Genomic DNA, 23,206 nt, shown 5'->3' with positions numbered 1-23,206 from the left:
CGTGACCTGACTAGCTCGCCGGTCGGGGTGGAGTACCTCCTCACGGACCTCGGCGAATCACTGCGGGAGCCGTTCGGGCACCTGTACGGCTGGACGGTGAAGAACTCCGCCCTGATCCGACACAATCAATCGGCTTACGACTCACTGTTGGTCGCTCTCGACTGAACCGGTCCTGGCTCGCGACGCGAACTGCGACGTGTGGGGCCTCCGAAGACGGAGGACGCTCGACCGGCGCTGCGCGAACACGATAGACAGGGGGCGTGCTCTTCGCGTTTCTCGATACGACCGCCTTGCATAAGGCGTACCTGCTCCGCGGAGCCCAGTGGGACTCGGTCGCCCAATCGATACTCTTCGGCGTCGCCCGGGTTGCAGTCGCCGACATCACTGTCATGGAGCTCCAACGCCAGGCTATCGACGAAGCGCGGGAGATCGACAAACGCTTGAAGGCGGCCGCAGAAGATGCGAGCAGGTTCGGCGTCGACGTCACCGTTCCCGCCATCGCGGTTCGGCCGTCCGATTGGCGCGCCGAGTTCGAGGAACGACTTCAATCCCGTGGCATCGACGTCGCGCCACACGGGGAACCCTCCCACACAGCAATGCTCCAACGAGACCTTCGGGGTCTTCCCCCGTTCAAACCCAGTGGGGAGGGATACCGGGACGCTCTGATATGGCTGACGTTCCTCGACTGGCTGGGTGAGGTCGCACCCGCCGCGGAGGACACCGTCCTCTTCGTCTCGAACAACACCAAACAATTCGCCAAGCCGGGTTCGCAGGAGCTGTCCCCGGTGCTGAAGAAAGAAGCCCGGGACCGGGGTTACCCGAGTGTGGAACTCGTTCCCGACCGCACGCGGTTCGTCGATCTTGCCCGCGAGCTTTCACGTGAAGCGTCTCAGGCCTCCCTCCCCGAGACCCCAACCCTCGGTGAGGACGCGATCGAACGCGAAGTCCGTGCAACGCTCGAGCAGCTGTCTGGAGCCGAGTTCGAAATCTTCGGCCGGCTCGAGCTCAACGGAGTGCGCGTCGTAAACGAATTCGACATTCCGGAGGCTTACGACACCAGAGTCGTCTGGGCCCAACCAATAGGTGACATCGTCGACTCCTTCGCAGTCGACACTTTCAACGAAACGACAGAGCTCTGGGAGGCGGTCACCGAGGCGATCCTCTGGATCGAAGGACGAATGGACCCTCGGGACCTGCAGCAGCTACCTCGCACTGCGCGCGTTCACTCTCGCGAATGGCACGAAGAATCATTGGTGGGAGTCGAGTTCCCGCTCGCCGTTCGACTGAGATACGACGTGAGACTCGAACAGGCCGGCACATCCTCCGCCGAGCTTGTGGACGCCATCGTGCTCCCCGAAGACCGGTGGCGGTGGCAAGTCGAGCATTCCCTCGATTGGGCTTCCTGGGACTCGTTCTGACTCTTGGACAACGGCACTCAGCGCCATGGGCTGGCGTCTTCGCCATCTGGGCCTCATCGAACGATGACGGACGAGGATCCGCTGAACGCGTTGAACGCGCTCCCCCAGCATGGGAGCCCCTCTTGCGTCACCGGCCGCCGCGTTGACGCGCGCCACACGACGCGAGAGAAGTGCTCGCAGAGGTCGCAGTAGCGCGCGATGAATGGCGGCATCCACGCACCCGTCGCCGTAGGGTAAGTCGAACGCGAACGACACACGCGCAGGAGGGACCGTCGTGAAGGACGCAGACGTACGCGTAGCCCTACACCGCTGGTTGCTTCAGCAGCACGCGGCAGAGCTTGATGACACCCGCGTCGTGGACGAGCTGGGCATCGCTGGTGAGGTTCGAGTGGATACCGTCGTGCTGAACGGATCTTTCGCTGGCTTTGAGATCAAGAGCGCGAGGGACACACTGCGCCGCCTCCCTAAGCAGGTCGAGGTCTACTCTGCCGTGCTCGACTACGCCACCCTCGTCGTTGCGAGCAATCACATTGCTCACGCACGGAGCCTCCTGCCTCGGTGGTGGGGCATTGTGGAAGCTCGCGCTGACGGCGACGAGGTCAAGCTGGTACCGCGGAGAAAACCCCGCCGGAACTCTCGCATCAACGCCTTCATGCTGTGCACTCTGCTTTGGCGGGCGGAGGCACTGGAGGAGCTGGACGCCGTCGGCGCCGCGCGGGGATATCGCAGTAAACCAAACGCAGTGTTGTGGGAGCGCCTCGCGACCGTCCATGACCCCGAGGCGCTCCGCACCATCGTGCGTGAACGACTTAAAGTCAGGCCAGAGTGGAGAGCTGGTGCAGCGTGACCTCAATATGACGGAGCGTTCCCCACTCCCGCCACTTCGTGGGATTGCCCGGCGTGGTCGTGCCCGCGACAACCGCATCAATCCAGTCATCCGTTTGTGTACGGATGGGAGTAGCGAAATCCGGGTGCGTGCGTAGGACCTGAAGGGGCGCGATGAGTGCCGCTCCGCCGGTCAGCACGCCGGGCCGGGGCTTCCCGCCCTTGAACAGCGCTCCTTTCGCAATCAACCATTTCTCAGTGACGGTGTACCGCAGCATCGCGCTGATGCTGAGAACGCGGGGGTCGACCTGTTGGTCAATCAGGTCGGGACAGACAATGATGTGGTCGAGATAGTCCGGGGTGGAGTCCTCTCGACCGGCTCGGACTGCCTGCACCGACTCGTAGGTCAGCCAATCGTCTCGGTCGAACTCGCTCGTACCGCGCGCCGCACTCGTCAACGCGGGGAAGGCTGATCCCCCGACGGTAATCGAGCGAAACCCTCCAAGACGTTCAAGCGCGTTGACCTCCCCATCAACGGCCACCCGGACCAGAGCCCCGCTACCCGTTCGATAGTCGACCATGACATCGACCACGGAGGGAGCGACGCCCAGGGAGGAGAGCAAAGCCGGCAGCGCCGAAGGATCCACCGTCAGCCAGTAGTCCTCCTCCAGATGCACGCCCACTCCTCCGCTTCGCTCGCGCTGGATGGCAGCGGCCTCGGTGACGAATGCAGCAGACGAGTCAGGCCGAACCAGCGGCATCAAGTTCACCCCGCCGGTAGCCGCGGTTTCGACGACGTAGCGCAGCGGGTGAACCCCGTGAATGGCGGCATCGGACCCGAAGAGGGACAGGTCCACGTAACCCGCGCTGCCTCCCCAGGCAGCTACAAGCTTCTTCGTCACCGTCTCAACATGGGCTGTCTCCGTCTTCGAGAAGCTGCCCTTGTCATAATCCCACTCACGCGCGGGGATCCGGAACACCGGGGTGACGTTTCCTCGCCCTGGCGTACCCAGGCGTGTGAGTCCGGCAAACTCGCCGGCTTTGGCGAGCGTGAACGGACGGTAGTGCTTTCCCAATTGATCCCCCAATAGCTTGTTCCTAAACGGCTGCAACCATAGCGTTCAACTTCGCAGATACCGGCAGCTTTGACGCGCGTCAAAGATTCTCGCGCGTCATGCAACGGCGTCTCACGGGACCGGTCGCGGTCGATACAATCGCTCATGTCCACGACCAGACACAGCGACCGGGGGGAACCGTGCCTGACGAGAGTCTCATCGATCCAGCGACAGGACGCCCCATTGGCGGGGATCCGAACGACGACCGGCCGGGATGGCTGAGAGAGAAGTTCGACCGTGAGGCTAGGAAGGAAAGAAAGAAGCGCTCGCGTAACGAGCGCGGCTTCGGAACGAAGCGCGATGACTGACTCCGACCGCGCAAAGGCAGAGCTGTCGCGGCGCAGTGCCGCCACCGCTGCGAACTTCCACGAGCTATCCGCACGCATCGACTCGGAGCTCGCCGATGCCACAGCGGTGAAGTCATCGCTGGAGGGGCGCACGCTCGGAATCTTCGCCCTCAACTTAGGCGTCGTAACGCTCTATCTAGCTCTGAGCGAACAGCTGAAGGTGACAGTGCCCGGCCCCGAGAGCTTCTACTTCTGGGCCTTGTGCACCGGCTTCGCCGCCGCCGGGCTTTCCCTTGTGGCGGGCATCTGGGCCGCCTGGCCGGCGGTGTATAGCCGAATTCCGGTGAGCTTGTTGGACGACGCATATATCAACGCCAAAGAAGTGGACACCATCCTGCTGCCGGACCTCGTCCCTGAGCGCATTACGTCGTTGGAGCGGCTGAGAAAGGTCAACGGAAGGAAGGCCGTCCTCGTCATCGTGTCCCTCGGCCTGTCCCTCGTGAGCATCCTGGGCTTCGCCACCAGCGTCGTGGGACCAGTTCTCAACCTTTGACGGCGACCGCACCTTTTCCGTGGATGGCGACACGCTCGGCCGCCCCCTTCGTGAGCTGGTTGTGATCCCAGCGGCCGGTGGAGTAAGCCTGGAACGTGTCGCGAACCCACACTGAACCGGGGATTGGCTTGACGGCGTAAACGAGCGAGCTCCCGGGAATGTGGATGAACATCGGCCGCACAGTCACTTTCAGTGTCTCGTCGTCCAGCGAGCCCGATATCACTTGAGAAGCGTCCAGCACCAGAAGCGCCCTCACCGTATCCCGCTTGCGAGCTCGGCGCCTCTTGCGGTCGATGACCTCCAGAACCCAGACGAACTTGGGAAGCGCCTGCATTGTCAGCGCCGTCGCGAGGTCGGGGAAACGCTCGCCCAGACGTCGGCTCACTCCCGCTTTCAGGTCGACGCCGGTGGTCACGTACGTACGGATTGTGTACTTCTGACTTCCGGAACTGGGCGTCGCGGGATCCGCGAGCCGGGATACCTGGCTGTCAGCGGTCGCCAGGTCTTCGCTGAACTGGAGTAGCGCCGACTCTCGTAGTTCCGCCGGGAACCCTTCGGCGCGTATCGGCCGGGCGCAGATGTCAACGTAAAGGCCCATGAGCCGAATGGCGGTGCGCTCCGCAGTCTGCCCCGTGAGGGCGAGACCGTGAGGGAGCGGCACCATGACCTTCGAGTCGTCGGTGTCGACGCTTTCGGCCAGCGACTCCAGGCTCAGAAGCTCGAACGGCCCGCGTTGGTCATCGGCGACGATGAGATAGACAACATCAGACTGGGCGTCGACGTGAGCGGAGTTGGGTGCAGCTGGCGACAGGAGGTCGGCGAGGTCCTCTTCATCGGACGTCGGAATCTCGTGCAGGTCGATCTGCGCGGTTCCCTCCCCGGCCGCCTCAAAATCCGACCGCCGAAGGTAACCGACCACAACGACCGTGTGGTCCTCGTCGGCCCGAAGGACGATGGACGGCAACCCCGAGTTGAGGTACCGACAGATCGACGCACCCAGGTTCTCCGCGATCCACTGCCGCCGGCGCTGTTGGGCGGCACGGCGACTGCTCTCCTCGGGGACGCCGGGGACCTCTGCCGGTTCGGACCCGAACCGCTGGTGGTGGATCTGTCGATCCGTCCAGTTCAGAGTGCGAGGTTTGGTCAACGCTGCCGCGTCGAGCAACTCGGGCGGCATATCGGATCGCGCCAGCATCTGCGCAATCTCGAATGTCGTCACACCTGAGGACGGAAACGAGCGACCTGTTGCGTAGGTCCCTCCCTCCCGATGGAAGTGCGCCACGGGCCGCCGAGGCACGAAACCGCGTAGCACCGCCGTGTAGTGACACATCCAAGCGCTGACGTGTCCGCAACGAAGCAGCGCACCGTCCTGCTCCATGAACGGGATTCCTGTGGCGACCAGCGTCACGCCGTACACACTGACGTGCTCCGTCACAGCAGTACGAACCTGTGAGAACACGGCCTGCGCGTCGACCCGCACCTTCCCATCAGCGGACGTCGCGGATGCGTACGGACTGACGAGCGTGCGCCCGATGGGAGCTCCGTCCTGTCCCTGCACGATGCTGTAGCCGAGATAGACCGGTGGCCGGACGGGCAACACCAATTCACCTTCGGCGGCTTCGTCCCTTTCGGTCTCGGTATTGTCCGGCCCGTCCTCGCGACCGCGAGCTTCCACCGCGGCACGCTGCACGAAGTCTCTCAGGCTCTCGCCATCGGTCGCCTCGATGGAAAAGAAGTGCAATCTCAGCGAAGACATCTGGAACGGCTCGAAGGCGTGCTCCTGCAGCTCAGCGATCTCGCTACGCCGGTCGAGGTCGAAGTACTGCGTCTCAATGAGGAGGGTCTTCGCCTCCTCGCAGAACGACGCGTACAACCGCGCGCCCGGGCCGCTCCGTGTGGGCACGGAAGTACGAGCTTGTCCGCGCTCTTCCAACTCATAGGACAGCGCCACAAACGGTCGCGCTGTGTCCGGTGCGGGGCCTTTAGCCGGAGGGAGCTGAACACCGGCGAGCTCCATCACGTGCGCGACAGCAAGGTCACACAGCCGGTAGAGCGTTCCGGCGCTGGCGTCGAGGTCGTTCGCCGGAGCGAGCGGATCACACACCGTCAGTCCAGGCGTCGTCCCAGAACTGTGGTGTCACGATCTCGACGCGCACGTCGCGATGGCTCAGCGGCCGGCGCGGGAGAAACCTCCCGGGAGAACCGGGCCGATCCGAGCAGCCGCTCAACGACGTTGACGTCACGCGCCATCCCGTCGAGTGCGGACCGACGAACAGGAACAGGGTTGGCCGAGACCACGATGCGTCCATCACCAAGACGGTGCGAAATGTGCGCGTTGTTCATCAACCGACTCCCCCAACGACCTGCTTCAGGCCGGATCCCCCATGTGCATTTTCCAATCGCAGCCGAACACCAGCGTTCGCCCGCAAATCAGACATCGAACCCCAGCCTAGCGCAACCTCAGGAATGGACTTCAGCAAGGACAGCATGGTCTCACCTTCCCAGGGCCCACGGACACTCGAGGCGACCGCCACGCCACAGAGATGTAGACCGCCCGTCTCGTCGCCGAAGTGCGCGGTGCCAGTCCGGTTCTCGCGCTTCGCGACATCGACCACCTCTGATCTTCACCCTGCGGCAAGTCCACCGTTCTGCGCTCAGCAGGCAGGGGGCACAGTGCGCACGAGACCACCCCGGCGTTGACACCGATCCGTCCTCGCTACCGCACTGCCGCGCCGACGTTCCCTAGACTTTCGCGGGGGGATCAGATGCTGAGCGAGCAAGCACGTGTCTTGATTACGGTAAAGGCGTCGCCGGAGCCGTCGAAGACGTACGGGGACACGGTCTGCGTGGCGGGCGTGCGGCTTCACGAGGACGGCAGCGGTTCCTGGGTGCGGATCTACCCCGTCGCTTTCCGTCATCTTGAAAGCACCCAGCAGTTCAAGAAATTCGAGGTCATCGACGTTGAGTTGAAGCGGTCGGCGACCGATTCCCGGTTGGAAAGCTATCGCCCGAACTGGGACACCCTCAAGCGGGACCCCGACCGGACGGGCAAGTACAAGACCTACGCCGAGAAGGCCCGCGGACCCATCCTCGAGAAGCTCATCGGCCCGTCGATGTGTGACCTCCGGGCCGGCGTCGAAGCCGACCTCACGGCGCAGTCCCTCGGCCTAGTCGAAGTGCGCGAGCTTCGGGCGTTGAAGTTCACCGACCACGGGCCATGGACGGATGCCCAGGTAGCGAGCATGACGGCGGCGATGAGTCAGCCCGACATCTTCGGCGAAGTCGACACAACACCGATACTCGTTCCGCCGCGGTACAAGGTGCACTACGACTACCACTGCGCGTCGACGACGTGCCCGGGCCATAAGCCGCGGATCCTCGACATGGAGCTGAGCGCGCTGCAGTACAAGAACCGGCACAGATCTGACGCCGACCTGAAAGCGCTCATTACGCTGAAGTTCCACACGGAGATGTGGAACGAACGGCGCCGCACGTACTTCTACGTCGGCAACTTCGGTGACGTCGTGAAGCGGAAGAACTTCTCCGTGCTCGGCGTCTACCGCCCGCCGCGGACAACCGACTACGGCACGACGCTGTTCTAGGCCGAGGCGAAACGCTCCCGCACTGCCGAGATCACAAGCTCACGATGGCACCGGGTCTCATCTTGTTCGAAGCACAGTAGCGCGACCGTCCCGAACTCTGAGAGCGTGATGATCTCGTCGAGCGCGTCGTGCGCCGCTTCAGTCTCCATCAGCGCAGCGAAACGCTCCCGGGCACCCAAAGCCACCGGCCCCACGACATCGGCGAACCCCTCGCGGTTGTCCCGCGGATTACCCAGCGCGGGAAGATGCCGATACCCGATGTCCTCTGAAACGAGTCGAGTGCGAAGCGCGGTCTTCGAGAGTCCTCGCTTGCGGGAGATCGGATTGAGCCGCACGTCTACGAGCGTCCGCACACCTCGAAGCCGAAGCTTCGAGACCAGACCGTCGAGGTCGAGACCCTCATAACCCACACCAAAGACGTCTAGACCCACGGTGTTCAAGTCTCGCATCTCACGACGGCCCCAGTAACCGCGTAGCTGTCTCGTGAGGGTCCAGAAGCGGCCCGCGGCACCATGTCGCCGACGCGGTGTGAGCGCTTCGCGTGTCGCGGGCGTCGATAGGATCACGCCGTGGCGATAGGCGATGTCGGGTTCTGGGCGAGCACCTTACTCACGATGGGAACCACCATGGCCGGCGTCTTCCTCGCGTTCGCGCTCCAACGCGCTGCCGACCGACGTCGGCAGGACGCGGCTGCGTTCTCACTGGCACGACGACGGGTCGGCACGCAGCGCGCCGCCGGGTCGACGGCTCGGGGAGAACGCTCATCCGCTACCTCATCTACGGGCGAACGAACCCGAAACGCCCCCTTGTCCAGGCTGCCCTCCTCGACGTCGATGCGGACGTGGAGAGGTGGTGGTCCCGGGTCACGGAATGTCTCGTGGTGGCCGAAGATCCGTTCCTCCCCGATTCGATAGTCGAACGTCGCGCGCGTGACTGGGCAGATCAGGTCGACATTGAGCTGCAACGCGCGCTTCACCGATTTCCGAGTCAAACCCGCCGGCTGCGCCGCCTCACGACCACCCTCCCGAATCCGCCCATCCTCACAGCGTCCGGCAACCCCGCATCGCCGTCATCGGCGGGGAGACATCAGAGGGACAGACGCATCGCCGCACGGGCCCAGGGAGCGGCCTAACGAGCGGGGGTGCTTTCGCCCTGCACGATGCCGATCTGCCGACGGATCTGTTCCAGTGGGTCCGCGCTGCTCGTAGCGATGCAGATCTTCTTCGTCGGGAGCGTGCTCGCCAGCTCTATCGCTATGCACAACGCTGCTAGCCGGCACACGGCCGACCTCGCCTCCAACGGTAACCTCCCCGGCGGCTGGGCGTACTGCATGGCACGCGCGGCGTCCCGCATCGCGCGAGCGCTCTGATCTCCGCCTTCGGGGCTGTCATCGTCGTTGCTTTCGCCATCGCTCAGGTGAACCCGTACATCGGTCTCGGCAGCAGCCTGGTCGGGCTCCTCACCATCGGCCTCTTCAGCATTCAGATCGTGGTTGTCGCGGCCGCGCTGCGGTACCTGGTACGAGCGGGGAAACTGAAGCCCGGCGCACTGTTGGCGTGCATCGCAGGTGGCGCGGGCCTTCTCGTCGCGGTGACGCTGATGGTCACGAACTACTCGGTACTCAACGGCGCGGACTCACCGTGGGCGAGCGTTCCGCTCCTGCTCCTGCCCGCGGCATTCGTGTCCGGCCTGGTGGTCCCCCGCGTGCGCGGCGAGAGAGCTTCGTCCGAGCTCCCCGCCGAGGAACCGGTGCAGGCCCCGGTCATCTGAATCGGTTCGACAGGCTGGCAGGCTTCCTCCGAGCCCGCCAGCCTGTCTCGTCCGCTCCGACGCGGGTCCTCTCAGCTCGACTGGGACAGTCAGTTCAGCCTGCTCTCCCCCGCGTTCGCGATGCGCCACCGTAATCGGTCTCGGAGTTCGACCGCGGCTTTCAAGACCGTAGCCAGAACGGCAACGCTCGCTTCAATTCGGCGCTGACCGGGCGAGCCACCCGGGACATCGGCCAACTCCGACAGAGAGGACAGGACCCACCGGTTCGCGTGGGTCATGCCGCTACAGATACGCCACGCCTCGAGAGCTGTGGCCGGCTCGATCCGTAGGTCGAGGTCCACGTCCGCAAGGATGGTCGAGATCGCGGGAAGTTTGGCGAGGTCGGCGCCTAAAGGGATGCTCTTCACGCTCCGCTTGTTCTGCTCAAGCTCCGCGTACACCGACTCGGCATCGTACGCCGAGCCGGTCGCTGCGACGATGACAGCGACGCTGCGTTGCGCGTCGTATGACAGTTGCAGCGAGCGTTTGACCCGCTTCGCGTGGTTGCCGCCTTTGAGGATCCAGATCCCGTACGCGGCGGACTCGATAGCCGACCGCGCCAACGTATACAGAGCCACCGACGGTATCCCGACGGGCCCTTCCACGATCTCCCGGATGGTCGACAGATGGTCCTGCGCGACCGTGAGGAAAAAGTGTGTCTGAAACGACACAGGGTCGTACGTGGTCCGGGAGTCGTCATGGGCGAGAGGCGAGCCGGGTCGTGGCGTCGCCCATCTCGAGTCCTCGGCTGACGCTTCCCTATCGCCTAGTCGGTCGACAATGGCTGAGAACTGGCGCTCTACCCGCCAGCGAATGTCATCGTCGGCAACAGTCATGGCGACACCGTACCGGTCCCGCGTTACGTAACCGACGACGACCGACACGATCTCGGCGCGGAATACCATGCGACCATGGACCCTTTCGCTCCGACCCCGTGGCCGGCGCGGTGTCAGCTCTCAGGCGCGCTCATCGACGCTGACACCTGCGCCCGACGGGTCCTCGCGGATCTCGCCAGGGCCGTCGGCCCCTCCGAGGGCGCACAGGCACGGGAATGGCTGGGCGCGGCCAGCACATGGTCAACCGGGTTCTCTGCGGTCATGCAGGCGCTGGCCACCGCGAACGACCATCATCGTGCCTTCGCACGACTGTTGCGGTCGCGCGAGGCGTATGGGCCGTCTCTGGCTGCGCTGTGCCGCGCGTTCGTGGAGGTCGCAGGCCGTGCCTGGTGGCTGCTTGAATCTGCCGACCGTTCTCAGCTCGAGCATCGTGCCGCGGCGATGCCGCTCAAGGAAATCTCGGACAGCCGCGGTCGCACATCCGGACGACTCGTCCGTGTCGCAGACGGAGCGTATGAGGAGGTTGGCTACAACGAGGTCCTGAAAGCGGCGCAGCAGGATCTCTCCAAAGCGGCCGTCGCTGGCCGCAAGGAGGCCGTGCCCGGGTACTCCAAGCTCGCGGAAGCGGTCATGACCGCTGGCGGCGTGAAGGAAGCAGACGCGAAGTACTCCCACCTGCATCCGTTGCACCGTAGGGCCACTGGCAGGGCCAACATGCTCCCAAACAGCAAGAAACCGCCGGGGCTGCCGGCGGTTTCTTGCTGTTCATCTGGCATTCCGAGATACGAGAACGATCTGCTCTAGTTCCGGGAATATCCCCTGGTGGACCTGAGGGGAATTGAACCCCTGACCTCCTCGATGCGAACGAGGCGCGCTACCAACTGCGCTACAGGCCCGAGAACTCACCAACATTATCACGGTGAAAACGCCCGGACGTGCCACCGGCGACCCGCTACTGCCCTGAGGCGCGGCGTTCCAGCAGGTGACGGACGTGCTCTTCGATCTCGGCGTCGTCGACGTAGCCCATGCGGCTGAACTCCGACTGACGCGCGACGCGGGCGGTGTCGATCGAGGGCGGGGCCTGCTTCTCGGCGAGCTCGCGCATGGCCTCCTCGCGGGCGGCGGCGCGAAGGGCGTCGCGCGCAGCCTGCTCGTCGAGCACGGCGGCGGCACGGGAGCCCGCCGACGACACGAGCGGACGCGGCAGATCGCGCGGGGTCCACGCCGAGACGCGGGCGACCTCGAGCGGGACGTCCTGCACGGGACCGGCGACCCGGGCGGCGGGTGCGACGGCCGGGCGCGCCACCGAGCGGGCGGCGACGCGCGAGAGCCGGTGGAGGGTGAGAACGCAGAGCGCGGTGACGGCGACGCCGGTCCACAGAAGAGCGACGGATGCGGCGACCACGGCCTGCCAGATGCCGACGCCCGTGACGGCGAGGGCGACGAGCGCGACGATCGTCGTGGCCAGGCGGAAGCGGCGGCGAGCGCGCGCGCGGCGCGCCTCGGGGAGGGCGTGCGTCGCAGCCTGGCGGGCACGCGCCTCGGCCTGGCGGGCACGGGCCTCTTCGCGGGCGATCGCGAGCTCGGCCTTGGCCGCCTCGCGCTCCGCAGCATCCTGTTCGCGTTCGACGTCGAGGCGGGCGCGAGCGACCGCGAGTTCGGCGTGCGCGCGCTGCTCCTGAGCGCGGCGGGCGAGCTTCTGCTGAGCGAGCGCCGTGCGCGCGTTCAGCTCGAGGCGCACTTCCTCAGGCGTCTCGCTCGTCTCGGCGAGAACGCGGATCGCCTGGTTCAGGCGCACCGCGTTGCGCTCGGCAGACGTGTACTGATGACGGCTGTGCCACGACGGCAGCAGATACACCAGCCAGAGTGCGACGGCGACGAAGACGATCACGCCGCCGCCCAACACCTGTCCACCCATGCGCACCACGGTATGCGACGGCATGCGCCCCGCCCCGCAACCCGCCGCCGTGTCGCGGGCCGGATGCTGCGGATTCGCCGTGTGTCAGAGCGACGCGAGCTTCGGCAGCACCTCGCCGGAGATGCGCTCGACCTGCCCGACGGGGTCGGGGTCTGCCGGGTTCCGCCCGAGGACGACCATCGTCACCCCGAGATCCGACAGCTTCTCCATGTCGCGGAGGAAGTCGTCGGAGAACGGGTCGCGCGAGCCGTAGATCACGGTCTTCTCGATCGCGTCGTAGTCGGTGCCGAGGCGGTCGCAGTGGCCTCGCAGCACGTCGAGGAGGCGCGCCACCTCGCCGGGTTCGGCCGTGGTGAGGTTCAGGATCTGCGCGTACTGGGCGACCATGCGCAGCGTCTTCTTCTCGCCCTTGCCGCCGATCATGATGGGCGGGTGCGGGCGCTGGATCGATGAGGGGCTGTTGAGCGTCTCTTCGAGCTGGAAGTGCGTTCCCCGGTAGGGCCCGTCGTCGTCGCTCCACATCTGGAGAGCGATCTGCAGCGCCTCTTCGAGACGCTCGAAGCGCTCGGAGATCGCGGGATAGGGAACGCCGAGACCGCGATGCTCCCGGTCGTACCAGGCGGCGCCGATTCCGAGCATGGCGCGCCCCGAGCTGAGCACGTCGAGGGTCGTCACGATCTTCGCCAGGAGAGCCGGGTAGCGGTAGGTCACGCCCGCCACGAGCGGCCCGAGCCGCATGGACGAGGTCTGCCCGGCGAGAAACCCGAGGGTCGTGAACGCCTCGAGCATCGGCTCGGTCGCGGGCGCCGCGGCCTCCATCTGGAACCAGTGGTCCATGACGGTGAATTGCGTGAACCCGCCCTGTTCGGCGGTGCGCGCGGTCTCGGCGAGGACGGCCGGAAGCGATCCAGGCGCGCCGGGGACGGTGAAGTTCCAGAAGTGGAAGCCTGCCTGCATAGCGTCAGGCTAAGCCCCTTGTGACCCGCCGAGGGCCGCGTTCACCGATCGGTCATGTGTGGAGACGGTCGGCCGGCGGGATCGTCGCGGCGTCCTGCGGCGCCCGCCCCGCGGCCCACCGCTCGAGCACGCCCTCGGGCACTTCCTCGCGCACCAGGGCGAAGGCGTAGTGATCGCGCCAGTCGCCGTTGATGTGGATGTACCGGCGCCGCAGCCCCTCGTAACGGAACCCGAGCTTCTCGACCACGCGCAGGCTCGCCTGGTTCTCGGGCCGGATACAGATCTCCATGCGATGCAGTCGCAGCTCGGTGAAGCAGAGGTCGGTGGCGAGGGCGACCGATGTCGGGGTGATGTTCTTCCCGGCGAACCGCTCGCTGACCCAGTACCCGATCGTCGCCGAGGACAGCGACCCCCGGGCGATCCCCCAGACGTTGAGCTGCCCGGCGATCTGACCGTCGTACTCCATCACGAGCGGCACCCCGACACCGTCGCGGTGCTGCTGGAGCAGGCGACGCACCCCGAGGCGCATGTCGAACGAGACGGGTCCGTCAGGACTCGTGGCCTCCCACTGCCGCAGCCACGAGCGATTCGAGAGCAGCTCGTTCTGCAGGGTGCGCGCGTCGCGCGCACGAACGAGGCGCACGCCGATGGGGCCGTGCTGCCGCGGAACGGACAGGTCCATCCCACTCCCTCGAACGAGCGGCGTCAGAGTGTTGCCGCGAACTCCTTGAACCAGGGACGCAGCTGGGGTCCGAGATCTTCGCGATCCGACGCCAATTGCACGATGGCCTTGATGTAGTCCACTCTATCTCCGGTGTCGTACCGGCGCCCGCGGAAGATCACGCCGTACACGCCGCCTCCGTCACCGCCTCCGGTCGCGAGCTCTTCGAGTGCGTCGGTGAGCTGGATCTCGCCGCCCTTGCCGGGTTCGGTGCGCTCGAGGATGCGGAAGACGTCGGGTCCGAGAACGTACCGACCGATGATGGCGAGGTTCGAGGGTGCGTCTTCCTTCGACGGCTTCTCGACCAGCTGGGTGACCCGCACCACGTCGTCTTCGTCGGTCGCCTCGACCGCTGCCACGCCGTAGAGGTGGATGTGCTCGGGGTCGACCTCCATCAGAGCGATGACGGTCGCGGTGCGCTTGTCGTACTCCTCGAGCATCTTCGTCAGCAGCGGGTCGCGCTCGTCGATGAGGTCGTCGCCGAGCAGGACGGCGAACGGGTGGTCGCCGACGTGGCCCTCGGCGCGCAGCACGGCGTGGCCCAGACCCTTGGGCTCGCCCTGGCGTACCATGTGGATGTCGGCGAGCTCAGACGAGTGCTCCACCTTGGCGAGCTTGTCGAGGTCGCCCTTCTGGCGCAGCTTCTCTTCGAGCTCGGGCATCGCGTCGAAGTGGTTCGCGATGTTGTTCTTGTTACGACCGAGGATGATGAGCACGTCGGTGATGCCGGCTTTGACCGACTCCTCCACCACGTACTGGATGGCGGGCTTGTCGACGACCGGCAGCATCTCCTTCGGCATCGCCTTGGTGGCGGGAAGGAATCGCGTACCGAGTCCGGCGGCAGGGATGACGGCCTTGAATGGCTTGTGCGGCATGCGAACAGATTAGCGGGATCGCATGGCGGGCATGTTAACGGAGCGCGCCCGTACAATCGTCTCCATGCCCGATCGCATCGAACAGGCCAAGCGCGCGCTGCGCGCCGACCTCCGCGAGCGGCGGCAGAATCGCTCCGAATCCGCCCGCGCCGACGCAGCCCTCGGGGTACAGGCCCAGCTCGACGCGCTCATCGAGAAGCTCGGGGCGACATCGCTGTCGTGCTTCCTCTCCACCACGACCGAGCCCGGCACCCACGAGTTCGTCGAAGCCGCGGTCGCCCGGGGCCTTCGCGTGCTGCTGCCGATCTCGCGTGACGACGGCCTGCTCGACTGGGTCGTGGCCACCCCGGGCGGCGCGATCGCAGAGGGACTGTTCGGACTCCCCGAACCCGTCGGTGAGGTGCTCGGTCCGATCGCGGTCAACGACGTCGACCTGCTCGTGATTCCGGCGGCGGCCGTTGACCAGAGCGGCATGCGTCTGGGATGGGGCCGCGGCTACTTCGACAAGACGATCGGCTCCATGGAGCGCTGCCCGCCCGTGTACGCCGTCGTCTTCGACTCCGAGTACGTCGACGACGTACCGCGCGACGTGCACGACCAGCCCGTCTCGGGCATCGTCACCCCCACGCAGACCATCACCTTCGCTTCGGCGAACCGCTGACCCTCCCCGAGGAGCCCCCATGCCTACCTACGCCTATGCCTGCAAGTCGTGCGGACACCGCTTCGACACCGTGCAGTCGTTCTCGGAAGCCTCGCTCACCGAATGCCCCGAGTGCGGCGGCGAGCTGCGCAAGCAGTACGGCTCCATCGGGGTGACCTTCAACGGTTCCGGTTTCTACCGCACCGACTCGCGCTCCGGCGAGGGCAAGAAGGCGGATGCGTCGTCCACGGCAGCGAGCGGATCGGCCCCCGCCGCCGCGTCGTCGACGTCATCGTCGGCGGGAAAGACAGAATCGAAGGCATCCGCCGCCCCGTCGGGTTCGTGACCCGGCGCCGGCGCACGAGACTGAGGAGCACAGCGTGATTAAGGGATTCAAGGAGTTCATCCTCCGCGGCAACGTCATCGACCTCGCGGTCGCCGTCGTCATCGGCGCGGCGTTCACCGCGGTGGTCAACTCGATCGTGTCGAGCATCATCAACCCGCTGATCGAGATCTTCTGGAAGCCCGCCGAGAACGGCATGGTCGGCATCCCCGTGCAGGGCTTCTACGGCGAGGTGGTCTTCCCCGTCGGAGATCTGCTGAACGCCGTCATCGCCTTCTTCGCGGTGGCCCTCGTGGTGTACTTCGTGTTCGTGCACCCCATGAACCTCATGAAGCAGCGCGCCGCCGCCAAGGCCGGCCTCGACAAGGAGCCGCAGGAATCGCAGCTGCCCACCGAGCAGGAGATCCTCGTGCAGATCCGCGATCTGCTCCAGCAGCAGCAGGACGGCACCTCGCCCAAGCCGTAGGGCCACGGACCCTTCGACACGCTCAGGGACCGCTCGCACGCTCCTCGACCCGCCCGGTCGCTGAGCCTGTCGAAGCGTCCACCCGCACGGTCGCTGAGCCTGTCGAACCGGTCGCTGAGCCTGTCGAAGCGGCCACGTCCCCTCGCACTCAGTAGTGCGGGGGGACGTCCTGTCTCAGCCGTGCATCGTTCGGGCCCGACTCCCCCGCTCGCGCGGCGGGCGCAGCATCCTGCTCCTCATCCGACGGCACCGGCTCGGGCGAGGTTCCCGGGGCGGGGGTCAGGCGCGCGCGACGCGCGCCGGGCACGCGTTCGACGCGTTGGCGATCACTCGACGACATCGATCGGCTGCGTGCTCGATTCGGCCGTCGGGCCGTCGACCTTCACGCCGAGAAGAGCGGCGATGCGCGCGGCGACCGTTGCCGGATCGCTGTAGAGATCGAACGAGTGCACCCGCACGTAGTGCCAGCCGAGGCGACGCAGAATCTGCGGGCGCAGACGCAGCGACTCCCGCAGCGAATCGCCCACCGTCTCGGGATCGCTCTCGGCGACGACCGCCTTGCCGCCGTGCTGCGCGACGAGGGGCAGCAGACCGCGGTAGTGCACGTCGACGGCGATTCCGAGGCGTCGCAGCTCGCGCGCGAGCGCCAGGGTGAGCGGATCGGCGAGGTCTTCGAGGCGCGACTCGCGGCCGCGCGCGGCCAGGTTGCCGAGGATGCCCATGAGGGTGGCGGCGCCGTGCTCGAGTCGTCCGTCGTCGAACGACGACGGGCGGATCGACGACACGATCACCATCGAGCGGCGCGCGCGCGTCATGCCGACCGTGAGCAGTCGCTCTCCGTCGGGCGTCGAGAGGTCGCCGAAGTCGCTGAGCACCCGGCCGTGCTTGGTGAGGCCGAACCCGAGCGAGAAGATCACGCGGTCGCGGCTCTCGGCGACGGACTCCTCGAGGGTGAGCACCGCGAACGGTTCGGCGGTGTCGCGCGAGACGAAGTCCGACACGTCGGAGCGTCCGGCGAACGCCGCCTCGACCGCGGCGCGCACGCGCTCGGCGTGGCGCCTGCTGGCTGTGACGACCATGAGCGACTCCGCACCGCGGTTGACGGCGTGCTCGACGACGAGCGTGACAACGCGGGCGACCTCGGCGTCGGGGCTCTCGACGGCGCCCGTGACGGGGTCGGGCGCACCGGTTCCGCCCTCGACGTAGTCGACGCTCAGGCTGCCGCGTCCGAGGTACGACCCGGCCCAGGGCAGCGAGACGATCTCGCCGCCGTAGAAGGCGTCGTTCACGAGCTCGGCGAGGTCTTCGCCGCCGGCGCGGTAGCTGCGGGTGAGGGTCTCGACCGGCAGCAGCTCGGCCAGGCGCTCGAACACCGAGGCGTCGTCGAAGGGCTGCTCGTCTTCGGTGTCTTCGTCGGAGGCGAAGGTCGCGCTCACCCGGAACGGCGTGGGCTTCTGCGTCACGGGATCGCCGAAGACGACGATCTGGCCGGCGCGCCGCAGGGCGGGCGCCGCCTCGGTCAGGCACAGCGCTCCGGCGTCGGCGATGAGCACCACGTCGAAGCCGTCGGCGTCGGGGATCTCGGGCACCTCGTAGGGCGAGGCCAGCCAGACCGGAGCGAGCGTGCGCAGCAGCCCGGGCGCGATGGCGGTGAGCTCTTCGGCCGTCGTGGCTCCGCGCTTGAGCGCGTCTTTGAGAGCTGCGGCCTCGTCGGCGAGGTCGACGATGCCGATGCGCCACTGCTGCGCCAGGCGGGCGGCCAGGAGGGGGCCGGATGCTGCGGCGTGGGCCTCGTCGACGAGGCGGAAGTCGCGTTCGAGCCGATCGACGACCGACGTGTTGGCTCCGAGGAGAGCGCGATCGGTGCGCAGAAGGTGCTCGAGGGCCGACTGCCACCAGGCGAACTCGAGCTCGTCGGCGACCCGGTCTTCGGGGACGTGCCGCACCGACAGCTCGAGCAGGAGGGGCTCGAGCCCGAGGCGGGCGAGCTCCGAACGCAGTTCGGCGCGTTCGACGAGGTTGTCGAAGAAGGTCGACTCGGCGGCGAGGCCCGCGAGGGTGCGCACGAGACGCGCGACCGGGAGGGTCGTCATGCGGGCGGAGTTCTGACGACCGAGGATCTGGTCGAGTTCACCGAGCTCGGCGTCGACGCGCTGCCACGCGACCGCGACGTCGGCGAGTCCGAGCGGCACCTCGGGGGTGACGCCCGCCTCGACGTAGCGCTGCCATTCGGTGCGCTGCTCCTGGATGCGTACGAGCGCCTCGTGCATATCGGTGACGTGCACACCCGGACGCAGGTACTCGCGCGACAGGCGCTTGAGCCTGCGCCGGTTGGGGCCACTCATCTCACCGGCGTCGCGCCGCGCGGCGTGGGCCTGGATGAGCTCGCCGAGCGGGCGCTCGAACACGGTGGGGCTGAAGCGGTCGAGCGACTCGCGGATGCCCTGCAGAAGGCGCAGGTAGCCGCCGAGCTCGGAGATCGTCTGGAACGGGCGCATGCGCGTCTGGGCGATGAGCTCGTACCCGCGCTCGAGGAGGCTCGGAACGTCGCGGCGGTGCAGCTTGCCGGCGAGGGCGTGCGCGGCACGGGCATCTTCGGTGCGGGTGAACGACACTCCGTACCAGGGCGAGTCGTCGGGGCCGAAGCGGAACTCGCCCAGGCGCGCGGCGGCGGCGAGCGCCGAGCCCGCCTCGGCGCGGCGGTCGGCCAGGCCTTCGAGCGTCGCGACGTCGAAGCGCGTGGTCGTCGAGGGTGCGGGCGACCGCCCGGCCAGGGTCGTCAGGGTGCGCAGCACATCGAGGGCCGAGACGCCGAGCGACGGGTGCTCGACCGTGACCGCGTGGCGGTAGTCGCGCAGCACCGTGCGCAGACGCACGAGAGCGTCGTCGATGTCGGAGACGCGCGGCTGCTCGGCTTTCTCGTTGCGTCCGATCGCGCGGATGAGGTCGCGGCGGATGTGCGTGGGAGAGACGGCGAGGCCGTCGAGGCCGATTCCGGCGAGGCGGTGGCGGATGCCCTCGAGGGTCGAGCGGCGCGCGCTCACGACGAGCACCCGCTTTCCGTCCTGCACGAGGCGACCGACCGCGTTGATGATCGTCTGGGTGCCGCCCGTTCCGGGCAGGGTGTGCACGGCGAGCGACTGACCGGCGGCGATCCGCGCGAGCACGGCCTCCTGCTCGGCATCCGCGTCGAGCAGCAGCGCGTCGGCCGCGGGTGCGCGCTCGTCGGGTCCGTCGACCACGGGGGCCGGACGCCGCTGCATGACGAGGGCGCGGTCGGTGGGGTGGCCCGCGAGGGCGTTCAGCACGGGGTGGTCGAGGTCGGCGGTGTCGCGCGCCATCGCCGAGCCGACGTCGGCGAACGACGAGATGACCAGGCGAGGGTGCACGACGAACGTCGGGATGTGGGTGGTGAGGGCTCGCAGGTGGTCGATGACAGGCTGCGGCTTGAACACACCGCGGTCGTAGGCGAGGCCGGCGAGAGCCAGGCTGTCGATCCGGATGCCGAAGTGGGTGAGGAACGCCTTGGCCAGCTCGGGGTTGACCATGAACGAGCCGTGCAGCTTGAGCTCGAAGTCGCCGTGGTGGCGGCGGATCGCCAGCGGGCGCAGCAGCACGGGGGCCGACCACGCGACTCCCCCGATGCGCCAAGCGGCGAGCCCGACGGCGAGGTGCACGGGCTCGAGACCGCGCGACGTGCGCAGCTCCACGTTCTTCGCGGTGATGCGCTCGGCGGCCATGCGCGCCGTGCGCAGCGCCACCTCGTCGCGGAAGAGGTTGGAGAGCAGCGTCGAGCGCCCGGTGATGAACTGCGGGAGGCTCCCGGGGTGGGCCTTGGTGATGTCGATACCGGCATCGGATGCGTCGTCGAAACGCAGCAGCGTCGATCTGCCGCCGAGCGCGGCGGCCTCGGTGCGGATGCGGGCGCGCTCCGGTTCCGCGACATGCATGACGGAGACGCCCGGCTCAGACAGACCGAGATTTCCGGGGTTAACGGACGTCGCCGACACGTCACCCTCTGCGCCGTCTACGACGCCCTCTGCTCGCCACACGACAGTCACCCTAGGCGCGCGTCGCGCTCCTCGCCGGTATCCTTCCGGGGTTTCGCGGTATTACCCGACACGCCGGATGATCGGCCTTTCCTCCCCAGCGGGGGGTCGAAGCATCCTTGTCCACCGTTTCTGCACGGCGAGCCGACCCCGCCGCCACCGGCCCGGAGGATGGGAACATGACCCGGTACACGACCGCTTGGCACCCGACTCCGGTGGGCGATGCGCTGCTCGCCTTCGCCGACGACGACCTCGTCGCCCTCCGCCTCGAACACGACGAACGCGCCTACGCCATAGAGAGCCTTACGAGGCTCCTTCAGGTCGCTCCGCATCACGACGACCGGGCGGGGGCGCTCGTCGCGACGCAGCTCGATGAGTACTTCGCCGGTGAACGGCGGGCATTCGACCTCCGCCTCGACTGGCGTCTCGCGCGGGGCTTCACGCTTCAGGCGCTGACCGCGGTGGCCGAGATCCCGTACGGCGAGACCGCGTCGTACGGCGAGGTCGCCGCTCTCGCGGGAAAGCCCCGCGCCGCCCGCGCGGTCGGCACGGCCTGCCGCACGACGCCCTTCTCTCTCGTCGTGCCCGTGCATCGGGTGGTTCGTTCCGACGGGTCGATCGGCGAGTACGGAGGGCACCCCGAGGTGAAGGAGTACCTGCTCGACCTCGAGCGCACCGCCGGCGTGTAGGCCGCCGGCGGTGCGGTCGGGGCCCCGGATGCGCGTCCGGGGCCCCGAGGGTCGATCAGTGGTCGGTGGCCTTCTCCGCGCCGAAGCCGGTCAACGACCGCACGTCCATCTCGGCCGCCTTCGCCGGGTTCTCCTTGCGGCGCGACGTCACCGAGCCGAGCCACCCCAGGAAGAACCCGATGGGGATCGAGACGATGCCGGGGTTGTTGAACGGCCAGATCGCCGCCCCGGTGTCTTTGAAGACGCTCGTCGGTGTTCCCCAGAAGACCGGGGAGAGCACGATGAGGATGATCGCCGCAGCCAGTCCCCCGTACATGCTCCACACCGCACCCCGGGTCGTGAAGCGACGCCAGAACAGCGAGTAGAGGATCGTCGGCAGGTTCGCCGACGCGGCGACCGCGAAGGCCAGCGCCACCAGGAACGCCACGTTCTGGCCCTGCACGCCGATGCCGCCGAGGATCGCCAGCACTCCGATGACGATGACGGTGCGTCGAGCGACCTTGACCTCGCCGTCGGGCGGAACGTTGCCCTTCTTGATGACGTTCGCGTAGATGTCGTGTGCGAACGACGCGGCCGCCGTGATGGTGAGCCCCGCCACCACCGCGAGGATCGTCGCGAAGGCGACCGCCGAGATGAAGCCGAGCAGCACCGGTCCGCCCAGCTGGAGCGCCAACAGCGGTGCGGCGGAGTTGACCCCGCCGGGTGCGGCCTTGATCACGTCGGGTCCGACGAGGGCGGCCGCGCCGTATCCGAGCACGAGAGTAAGCAGGTAGAAGAGCCCGATCAGCCAGATGGCCCAGACCACCGATCGACGCGCCTCTTTGGCGGTCGGAACGGTGTAGAAGCGCATGAGCACGTGAGGAAGCCCCGCCGTTCCGAGCACCAGCGCGAGGGCGAGCGAGATGAAGTCCCACGGGTTCGAGCCGTACTGCAGTCCCGGGCCGAGGATCGCATCCTTCGGATCGCTCGTCGACGCGGCCACCGCGCTCTCGAGCAGCGTGTTGAGGTTGAACCCGTTGATGGCGAGAACCCAGATCGTCATGACCAGCGCGCCTCCGATGAGGAGGAACGCTTTGACGATCTGCACCCACGTCGTGCCCTTCATGCCGCCGATCAGCACGTAGACGATCATGAGCACGCCGACCACGCCGACCACGATCGACTGCCCCAGCTGGTCGCCGATACCCAGCAGCAGCGAGACGAGACCGCCTGCGCCCGCCATCTGCGCGAGCAGGTAGAAGAAGCAGACCGCGAGAGTGGTGAGCGCCGCCGCCATCCGCACCGGGCCCTGCTTCAACCGAAACGACAGCACGTCGGCCATCGTGAACTTGCCCGTGTTGCGCATCAGCTCGGCGACCAGCAGCAGCGCGACGAGCCAGGCCACGAGGAAGCCGATGGAGTAGAGAAAGCCGTCGTAGCCGTTGATCGCGATCGCTCCGCAGATTCCGAGGAACGATGCCGCCGACAGGTAGTCGCCGGAGATGGCGAAGCCGTTCTGCGGTCCGGTGAACGATCGACCGGCCGCGTAGTAGTCCGCGGCGGTCTTGTTGTTGCGACTGGCGCGGATCACGATGAACAGGGTCACCGCGACGAATGCGCCGAAGATCGAGATATTCAGCACGGGGTTGTTCTCCACCGTCTGCACCGCGGTATCGACGGCGCCGAGCACATCATTCACGACCGGCCTCCCGATGCGCGCTCGAGGTCGGCTCGAATGGCCGCCGCTCGAGGGTCGAGCCGGCGATTGGCATAAGCGACGTAGGCCATCGTGATGACGAAGGTCGAGACGAATTGACCGAGGCCGAGGAGGAGCCCGACGGTGACGTCGCCCCACACTCGCTGAGACATGAATTCCGTCGCGAACGACGACAGCAGCACATAGACGAAGTACCAGAGCAGGAACACGATCGCGAGCGGGAAGATGAAACTTCGCTGCGCTTTCTTCAGTTCTTGGAACGGCGGCGATTGCTCGACCGCGATGTAATCGATGTCATCCGACGGGGTGACATCGACGCGTGGATCCGACATGGGGCCTCCTTGCCTCATCGGCCCGGCGCAGCATTGCACCGGTAGCGAGAACCGCGGACGCCGGTGGCGACCCCG

The 23,206-nt window shown here is 67.0% G+C and carries 22 protein-coding genes and 1 tRNA gene; 10 read left to right on the top strand and 13 right to left on the bottom strand.

Annotated elements, in window-relative coordinates; all coding sequences use genetic code 11:
- Positions 1-260: 260 nt before the first annotated feature.
- Together ABTU82_RS16145 and ABTU82_RS16140 are read left to right on the top strand one after the other, a co-directional pair.
- Positions 261-1,418 carry a PIN domain-containing protein gene (locus tag ABTU82_RS16145; RefSeq protein ID WP_407174299.1) on the top strand — a complete coding sequence of 386 codons (1,158 nt, stop codon included), beginning with the start codon at positions 261-263 and terminating at the stop codon, positions 1,416-1,418.
- A gap of 274 nt (positions 1,419-1,692) precedes the next feature.
- The gene (locus ABTU82_RS16140) at positions 1,693-2,265 is read left to right on the top strand and encodes a sce7726 family protein (protein WP_407174297.1); all 573 of its coding nucleotides are present in this window, start codon (positions 1,693-1,695) and stop codon (positions 2,263-2,265) included.
- Here the strand turns inward: ABTU82_RS16140 and ABTU82_RS16135 are convergent.
- Positions 2,234-3,319: a beta family protein gene (locus tag ABTU82_RS16135; protein ID WP_407174295.1), complete on the bottom strand. Its 1,086-nt coding sequence runs from the start codon at positions 3,317-3,319 to the stop codon at positions 2,234-2,236. The two genes, ABTU82_RS16140 and ABTU82_RS16135, sit on opposite strands and share 32 nt — an antisense overlap.
- A gap of 339 nt (positions 3,320-3,658) precedes the next feature.
- Here ABTU82_RS16135 and ABTU82_RS16130 point away from each other — a divergent pair, with 339 nt between their 5' ends.
- Entirely contained in the window at positions 3,659-4,198 is a 540-nt protein-coding gene (locus ABTU82_RS16130) for a hypothetical protein (protein WP_407174293.1), read from the top strand.
- On the opposite strand, the gene ABTU82_RS16125 is transcribed toward ABTU82_RS16130, so the two are convergent.
- The gene (locus ABTU82_RS16125) at positions 4,188-6,302 is read right to left on the bottom strand and encodes a hypothetical protein (protein WP_407174291.1); all 2,115 of its coding nucleotides are present in this window, start codon (positions 6,300-6,302) and stop codon (positions 4,188-4,190) included. The two genes, ABTU82_RS16130 and ABTU82_RS16125, sit on opposite strands and share 11 nt — an antisense overlap.
- Before the next feature lie 661 nt (positions 6,303-6,963).
- Here ABTU82_RS16125 and ABTU82_RS16120 point away from each other — a divergent pair.
- Positions 6,964-7,800 (top strand): hypothetical protein, encoded by an 837-nt coding sequence (locus tag ABTU82_RS16120; protein WP_407174289.1) that lies wholly within the window; start codon positions 6,964-6,966, stop codon positions 7,798-7,800.
- On the opposite strand, the gene ABTU82_RS16115 is transcribed toward ABTU82_RS16120, so the two are convergent.
- Both ABTU82_RS16115 and ABTU82_RS16110 read right to left on the bottom strand, forming a co-directional pair.
- Positions 7,797-8,231 carry a DUF488 domain-containing protein gene (locus ABTU82_RS16115; protein WP_407174394.1) on the bottom strand — a complete coding sequence of 145 codons (435 nt, stop codon included), beginning with the start codon at positions 8,229-8,231 and terminating at the stop codon, positions 7,797-7,799. The genes ABTU82_RS16120 and ABTU82_RS16115 overlap by 4 nt on opposite strands.
- 131 nt (positions 8,232-8,362) lie before the next feature.
- Positions 8,363-8,776, bottom strand: coding sequence for a hypothetical protein (locus ABTU82_RS16110; RefSeq protein ID WP_407174287.1), 414 nt, complete (start codon positions 8,774-8,776; stop codon positions 8,363-8,365).
- A gap of 440 nt (positions 8,777-9,216) precedes the next feature.
- Here ABTU82_RS16110 and ABTU82_RS16105 point away from each other — a divergent pair, with 440 nt between their 5' ends.
- On the top strand, positions 9,217-9,570 hold the full coding sequence (locus ABTU82_RS16105) for a hypothetical protein (protein ID WP_407174285.1): 354 nt from the start codon (positions 9,217-9,219) through the stop codon (positions 9,568-9,570).
- 89 nt (positions 9,571-9,659) lie between these two features.
- On the opposite strand, the gene ABTU82_RS16100 is transcribed toward ABTU82_RS16105, so the two are convergent.
- Complete coding sequence (locus ABTU82_RS16100; RefSeq protein ID WP_407174283.1) at positions 9,660-10,445, bottom strand: hypothetical protein; 786 nt, start codon at positions 10,443-10,445, stop codon at positions 9,660-9,662.
- Positions 10,446-10,520: 75 nt separating this feature from the next.
- On the opposite strand from ABTU82_RS16100, the gene ABTU82_RS16095 reads away from it, so the two are divergent.
- The gene (locus ABTU82_RS16095) at positions 10,521-11,249 is read left to right on the top strand and encodes a hypothetical protein (RefSeq protein ID WP_407174281.1); all 729 of its coding nucleotides are present in this window, start codon (positions 10,521-10,523) and stop codon (positions 11,247-11,249) included.
- Between the two features lie 16 nt (positions 11,250-11,265).
- Here the strand turns inward: ABTU82_RS16095 and ABTU82_RS16090 are convergent.
- The 5 genes from ABTU82_RS16090 to galU form a co-directional block, all read right to left on the bottom strand.
- A tRNA-Ala gene (locus ABTU82_RS16090) sits at positions 11,266-11,341 on the bottom strand.
- A gap of 56 nt (positions 11,342-11,397) precedes the next feature.
- Positions 11,398-12,387 carry a large exoprotein gene (locus ABTU82_RS16085; RefSeq protein WP_407174279.1) on the bottom strand — a complete coding sequence of 330 codons (990 nt, stop codon included), beginning with the start codon at positions 12,385-12,387 and terminating at the stop codon, positions 11,398-11,400.
- Positions 12,388-12,447: 60 nt separating this feature from the next.
- Positions 12,448-13,320 (bottom strand): LLM class F420-dependent oxidoreductase, encoded by an 873-nt coding sequence (locus tag ABTU82_RS16080; protein ID WP_407174277.1) that lies wholly within the window; start codon positions 13,318-13,320, stop codon positions 12,448-12,450.
- A 52-nt stretch (positions 13,321-13,372) separates the two neighbouring features.
- Positions 13,373-14,002, bottom strand: a complete 630-nt coding sequence (locus ABTU82_RS16075) for a GNAT family N-acetyltransferase (protein WP_116647543.1) — start codon at positions 14,000-14,002, stop codon at positions 13,373-13,375.
- 23 nt (positions 14,003-14,025) lie between these two features.
- Positions 14,026-14,916 (bottom strand): UTP--glucose-1-phosphate uridylyltransferase GalU, encoded by an 891-nt coding sequence (gene galU / locus ABTU82_RS16070; protein ID WP_116647544.1) that lies wholly within the window; start codon positions 14,914-14,916, stop codon positions 14,026-14,028.
- 64 nt (positions 14,917-14,980) lie between these two features.
- On the opposite strand from galU, the gene ABTU82_RS16065 reads away from it, so the two are divergent.
- Genes ABTU82_RS16065 through mscL form a run of 3 tightly spaced genes read left to right on the top strand, consistent with a single transcriptional unit; the run spans position 14,981 to position 16,365 of the window.
- Complete coding sequence (locus ABTU82_RS16065) at positions 14,981-15,577, top strand: 5-formyltetrahydrofolate cyclo-ligase (RefSeq protein WP_407174274.1); 597 nt, start codon at positions 14,981-14,983, stop codon at positions 15,575-15,577.
- A gap of 19 nt (positions 15,578-15,596) precedes the next feature.
- Positions 15,597-15,902, top strand: a complete 306-nt coding sequence (locus tag ABTU82_RS16060) for an FmdB family zinc ribbon protein (protein WP_116647546.1) — start codon at positions 15,597-15,599, stop codon at positions 15,900-15,902.
- A 34-nt stretch (positions 15,903-15,936) separates the two neighbouring features.
- Positions 15,937-16,365 carry a large conductance mechanosensitive channel protein MscL gene (mscL, locus tag ABTU82_RS16055; protein WP_407174272.1) on the top strand — a complete coding sequence of 143 codons (429 nt, stop codon included), beginning with the start codon at positions 15,937-15,939 and terminating at the stop codon, positions 16,363-16,365.
- 326 nt (positions 16,366-16,691) lie between these two features.
- Here the strand turns inward: mscL and ABTU82_RS16050 are convergent, their stop codons facing one another.
- Entirely contained in the window at positions 16,692-20,426 is a 3,735-nt protein-coding gene (locus ABTU82_RS16050; protein ID WP_407174270.1) for an AAA family ATPase, read from the bottom strand.
- Positions 20,427-20,593: 167 nt separating this feature from the next.
- Here ABTU82_RS16050 and ABTU82_RS16045 point away from each other — a divergent pair, with 167 nt between their 5' ends.
- Entirely contained in the window at positions 20,594-21,103 is a 510-nt protein-coding gene (locus ABTU82_RS16045) for a methylated-DNA--[protein]-cysteine S-methyltransferase (protein WP_407174268.1), read from the top strand.
- A gap of 55 nt (positions 21,104-21,158) precedes the next feature.
- Here ABTU82_RS16045 and ABTU82_RS16040 read toward each other — a convergent pair whose 3' ends face one another.
- Positions 21,159-22,781, bottom strand: a complete 1,623-nt coding sequence (locus ABTU82_RS16040; protein WP_407174266.1) for a solute symporter family protein — start codon at positions 22,779-22,781, stop codon at positions 21,159-21,161.
- The gene (locus ABTU82_RS16035; protein WP_116647551.1) at positions 22,778-23,131 is read right to left on the bottom strand and encodes a DUF485 domain-containing protein; all 354 of its coding nucleotides are present in this window, start codon (positions 23,129-23,131) and stop codon (positions 22,778-22,780) included. Before ABTU82_RS16035 ends, ABTU82_RS16040 begins: the two co-directional genes overlap by 4 nt.
- Positions 23,132-23,206 lie beyond the last annotated feature (75 nt).

The sequence above is a fragment of the Microbacterium deferens genome (assembly GCF_045517775.1).
Classification (GTDB): domain Bacteria; phylum Actinomycetota; class Actinomycetes; order Actinomycetales; family Microbacteriaceae; genus Microbacterium.
This window is presented reverse-complemented; position numbering and strand designations above follow the sequence as displayed.

What these genes read in the sequence shown, in the direction of transcription:
- ABTU82_RS16095 (WP_407174281.1), top strand. Translation starts at nt 10,521, where the DNA reads ATGGACCCTTTCGCTCCGACCCCGTGGCCGGCGCGGTGTCAGCTCTCA.
- ABTU82_RS16060 (WP_116647546.1), top strand. Translation starts at nt 15,597, where the DNA reads ATGCCTACCTACGCCTATGCCTGCAAGTCGTGCGGACACCGCTTCGAC.
- ABTU82_RS16120 (WP_407174289.1), top strand. Translation starts at nt 6,964, where the DNA reads ATGCTGAGCGAGCAAGCACGTGTCTTGATTACGGTAAAGGCGTCGCCG.
- ABTU82_RS16035 (WP_116647551.1), bottom strand. Translation starts at nt 23,131, where the DNA reads ATGTCGGATCCACGCGTCGATGTCACCCCGTCGGATGACATCGATTAC.
- galU (WP_116647544.1), bottom strand. Translation starts at nt 14,916, where the DNA reads ATGCCGCACAAGCCATTCAAGGCCGTCATCCCTGCCGCCGGACTCGGT.
- ABTU82_RS16045 (WP_407174268.1), top strand. Translation starts at nt 20,594, where the DNA reads ATGACCCGGTACACGACCGCTTGGCACCCGACTCCGGTGGGCGATGCG.
- ABTU82_RS16080 (WP_407174277.1), bottom strand. Translation starts at nt 13,320, where the DNA reads ATGCAGGCAGGCTTCCACTTCTGGAACTTCACCGTCCCCGGCGCGCCT.
- ABTU82_RS16130 (WP_407174293.1), top strand. Translation starts at nt 3,659, where the DNA reads ATGACTGACTCCGACCGCGCAAAGGCAGAGCTGTCGCGGCGCAGTGCC.
- ABTU82_RS16100 (WP_407174283.1), bottom strand. Translation starts at nt 10,445, where the DNA reads ATGACTGTTGCCGACGATGACATTCGCTGGCGGGTAGAGCGCCAGTTC.
- ABTU82_RS16085 (WP_407174279.1), bottom strand. Translation starts at nt 12,387, where the DNA reads ATGCCGTCGCATACCGTGGTGCGCATGGGTGGACAGGTGTTGGGCGGC.
- ABTU82_RS16065 (WP_407174274.1), top strand. Translation starts at nt 14,981, where the DNA reads ATGCCCGATCGCATCGAACAGGCCAAGCGCGCGCTGCGCGCCGACCTC.
- ABTU82_RS16075 (WP_116647543.1), bottom strand. Translation starts at nt 14,002, where the DNA reads ATGGACCTGTCCGTTCCGCGGCAGCACGGCCCCATCGGCGTGCGCCTC.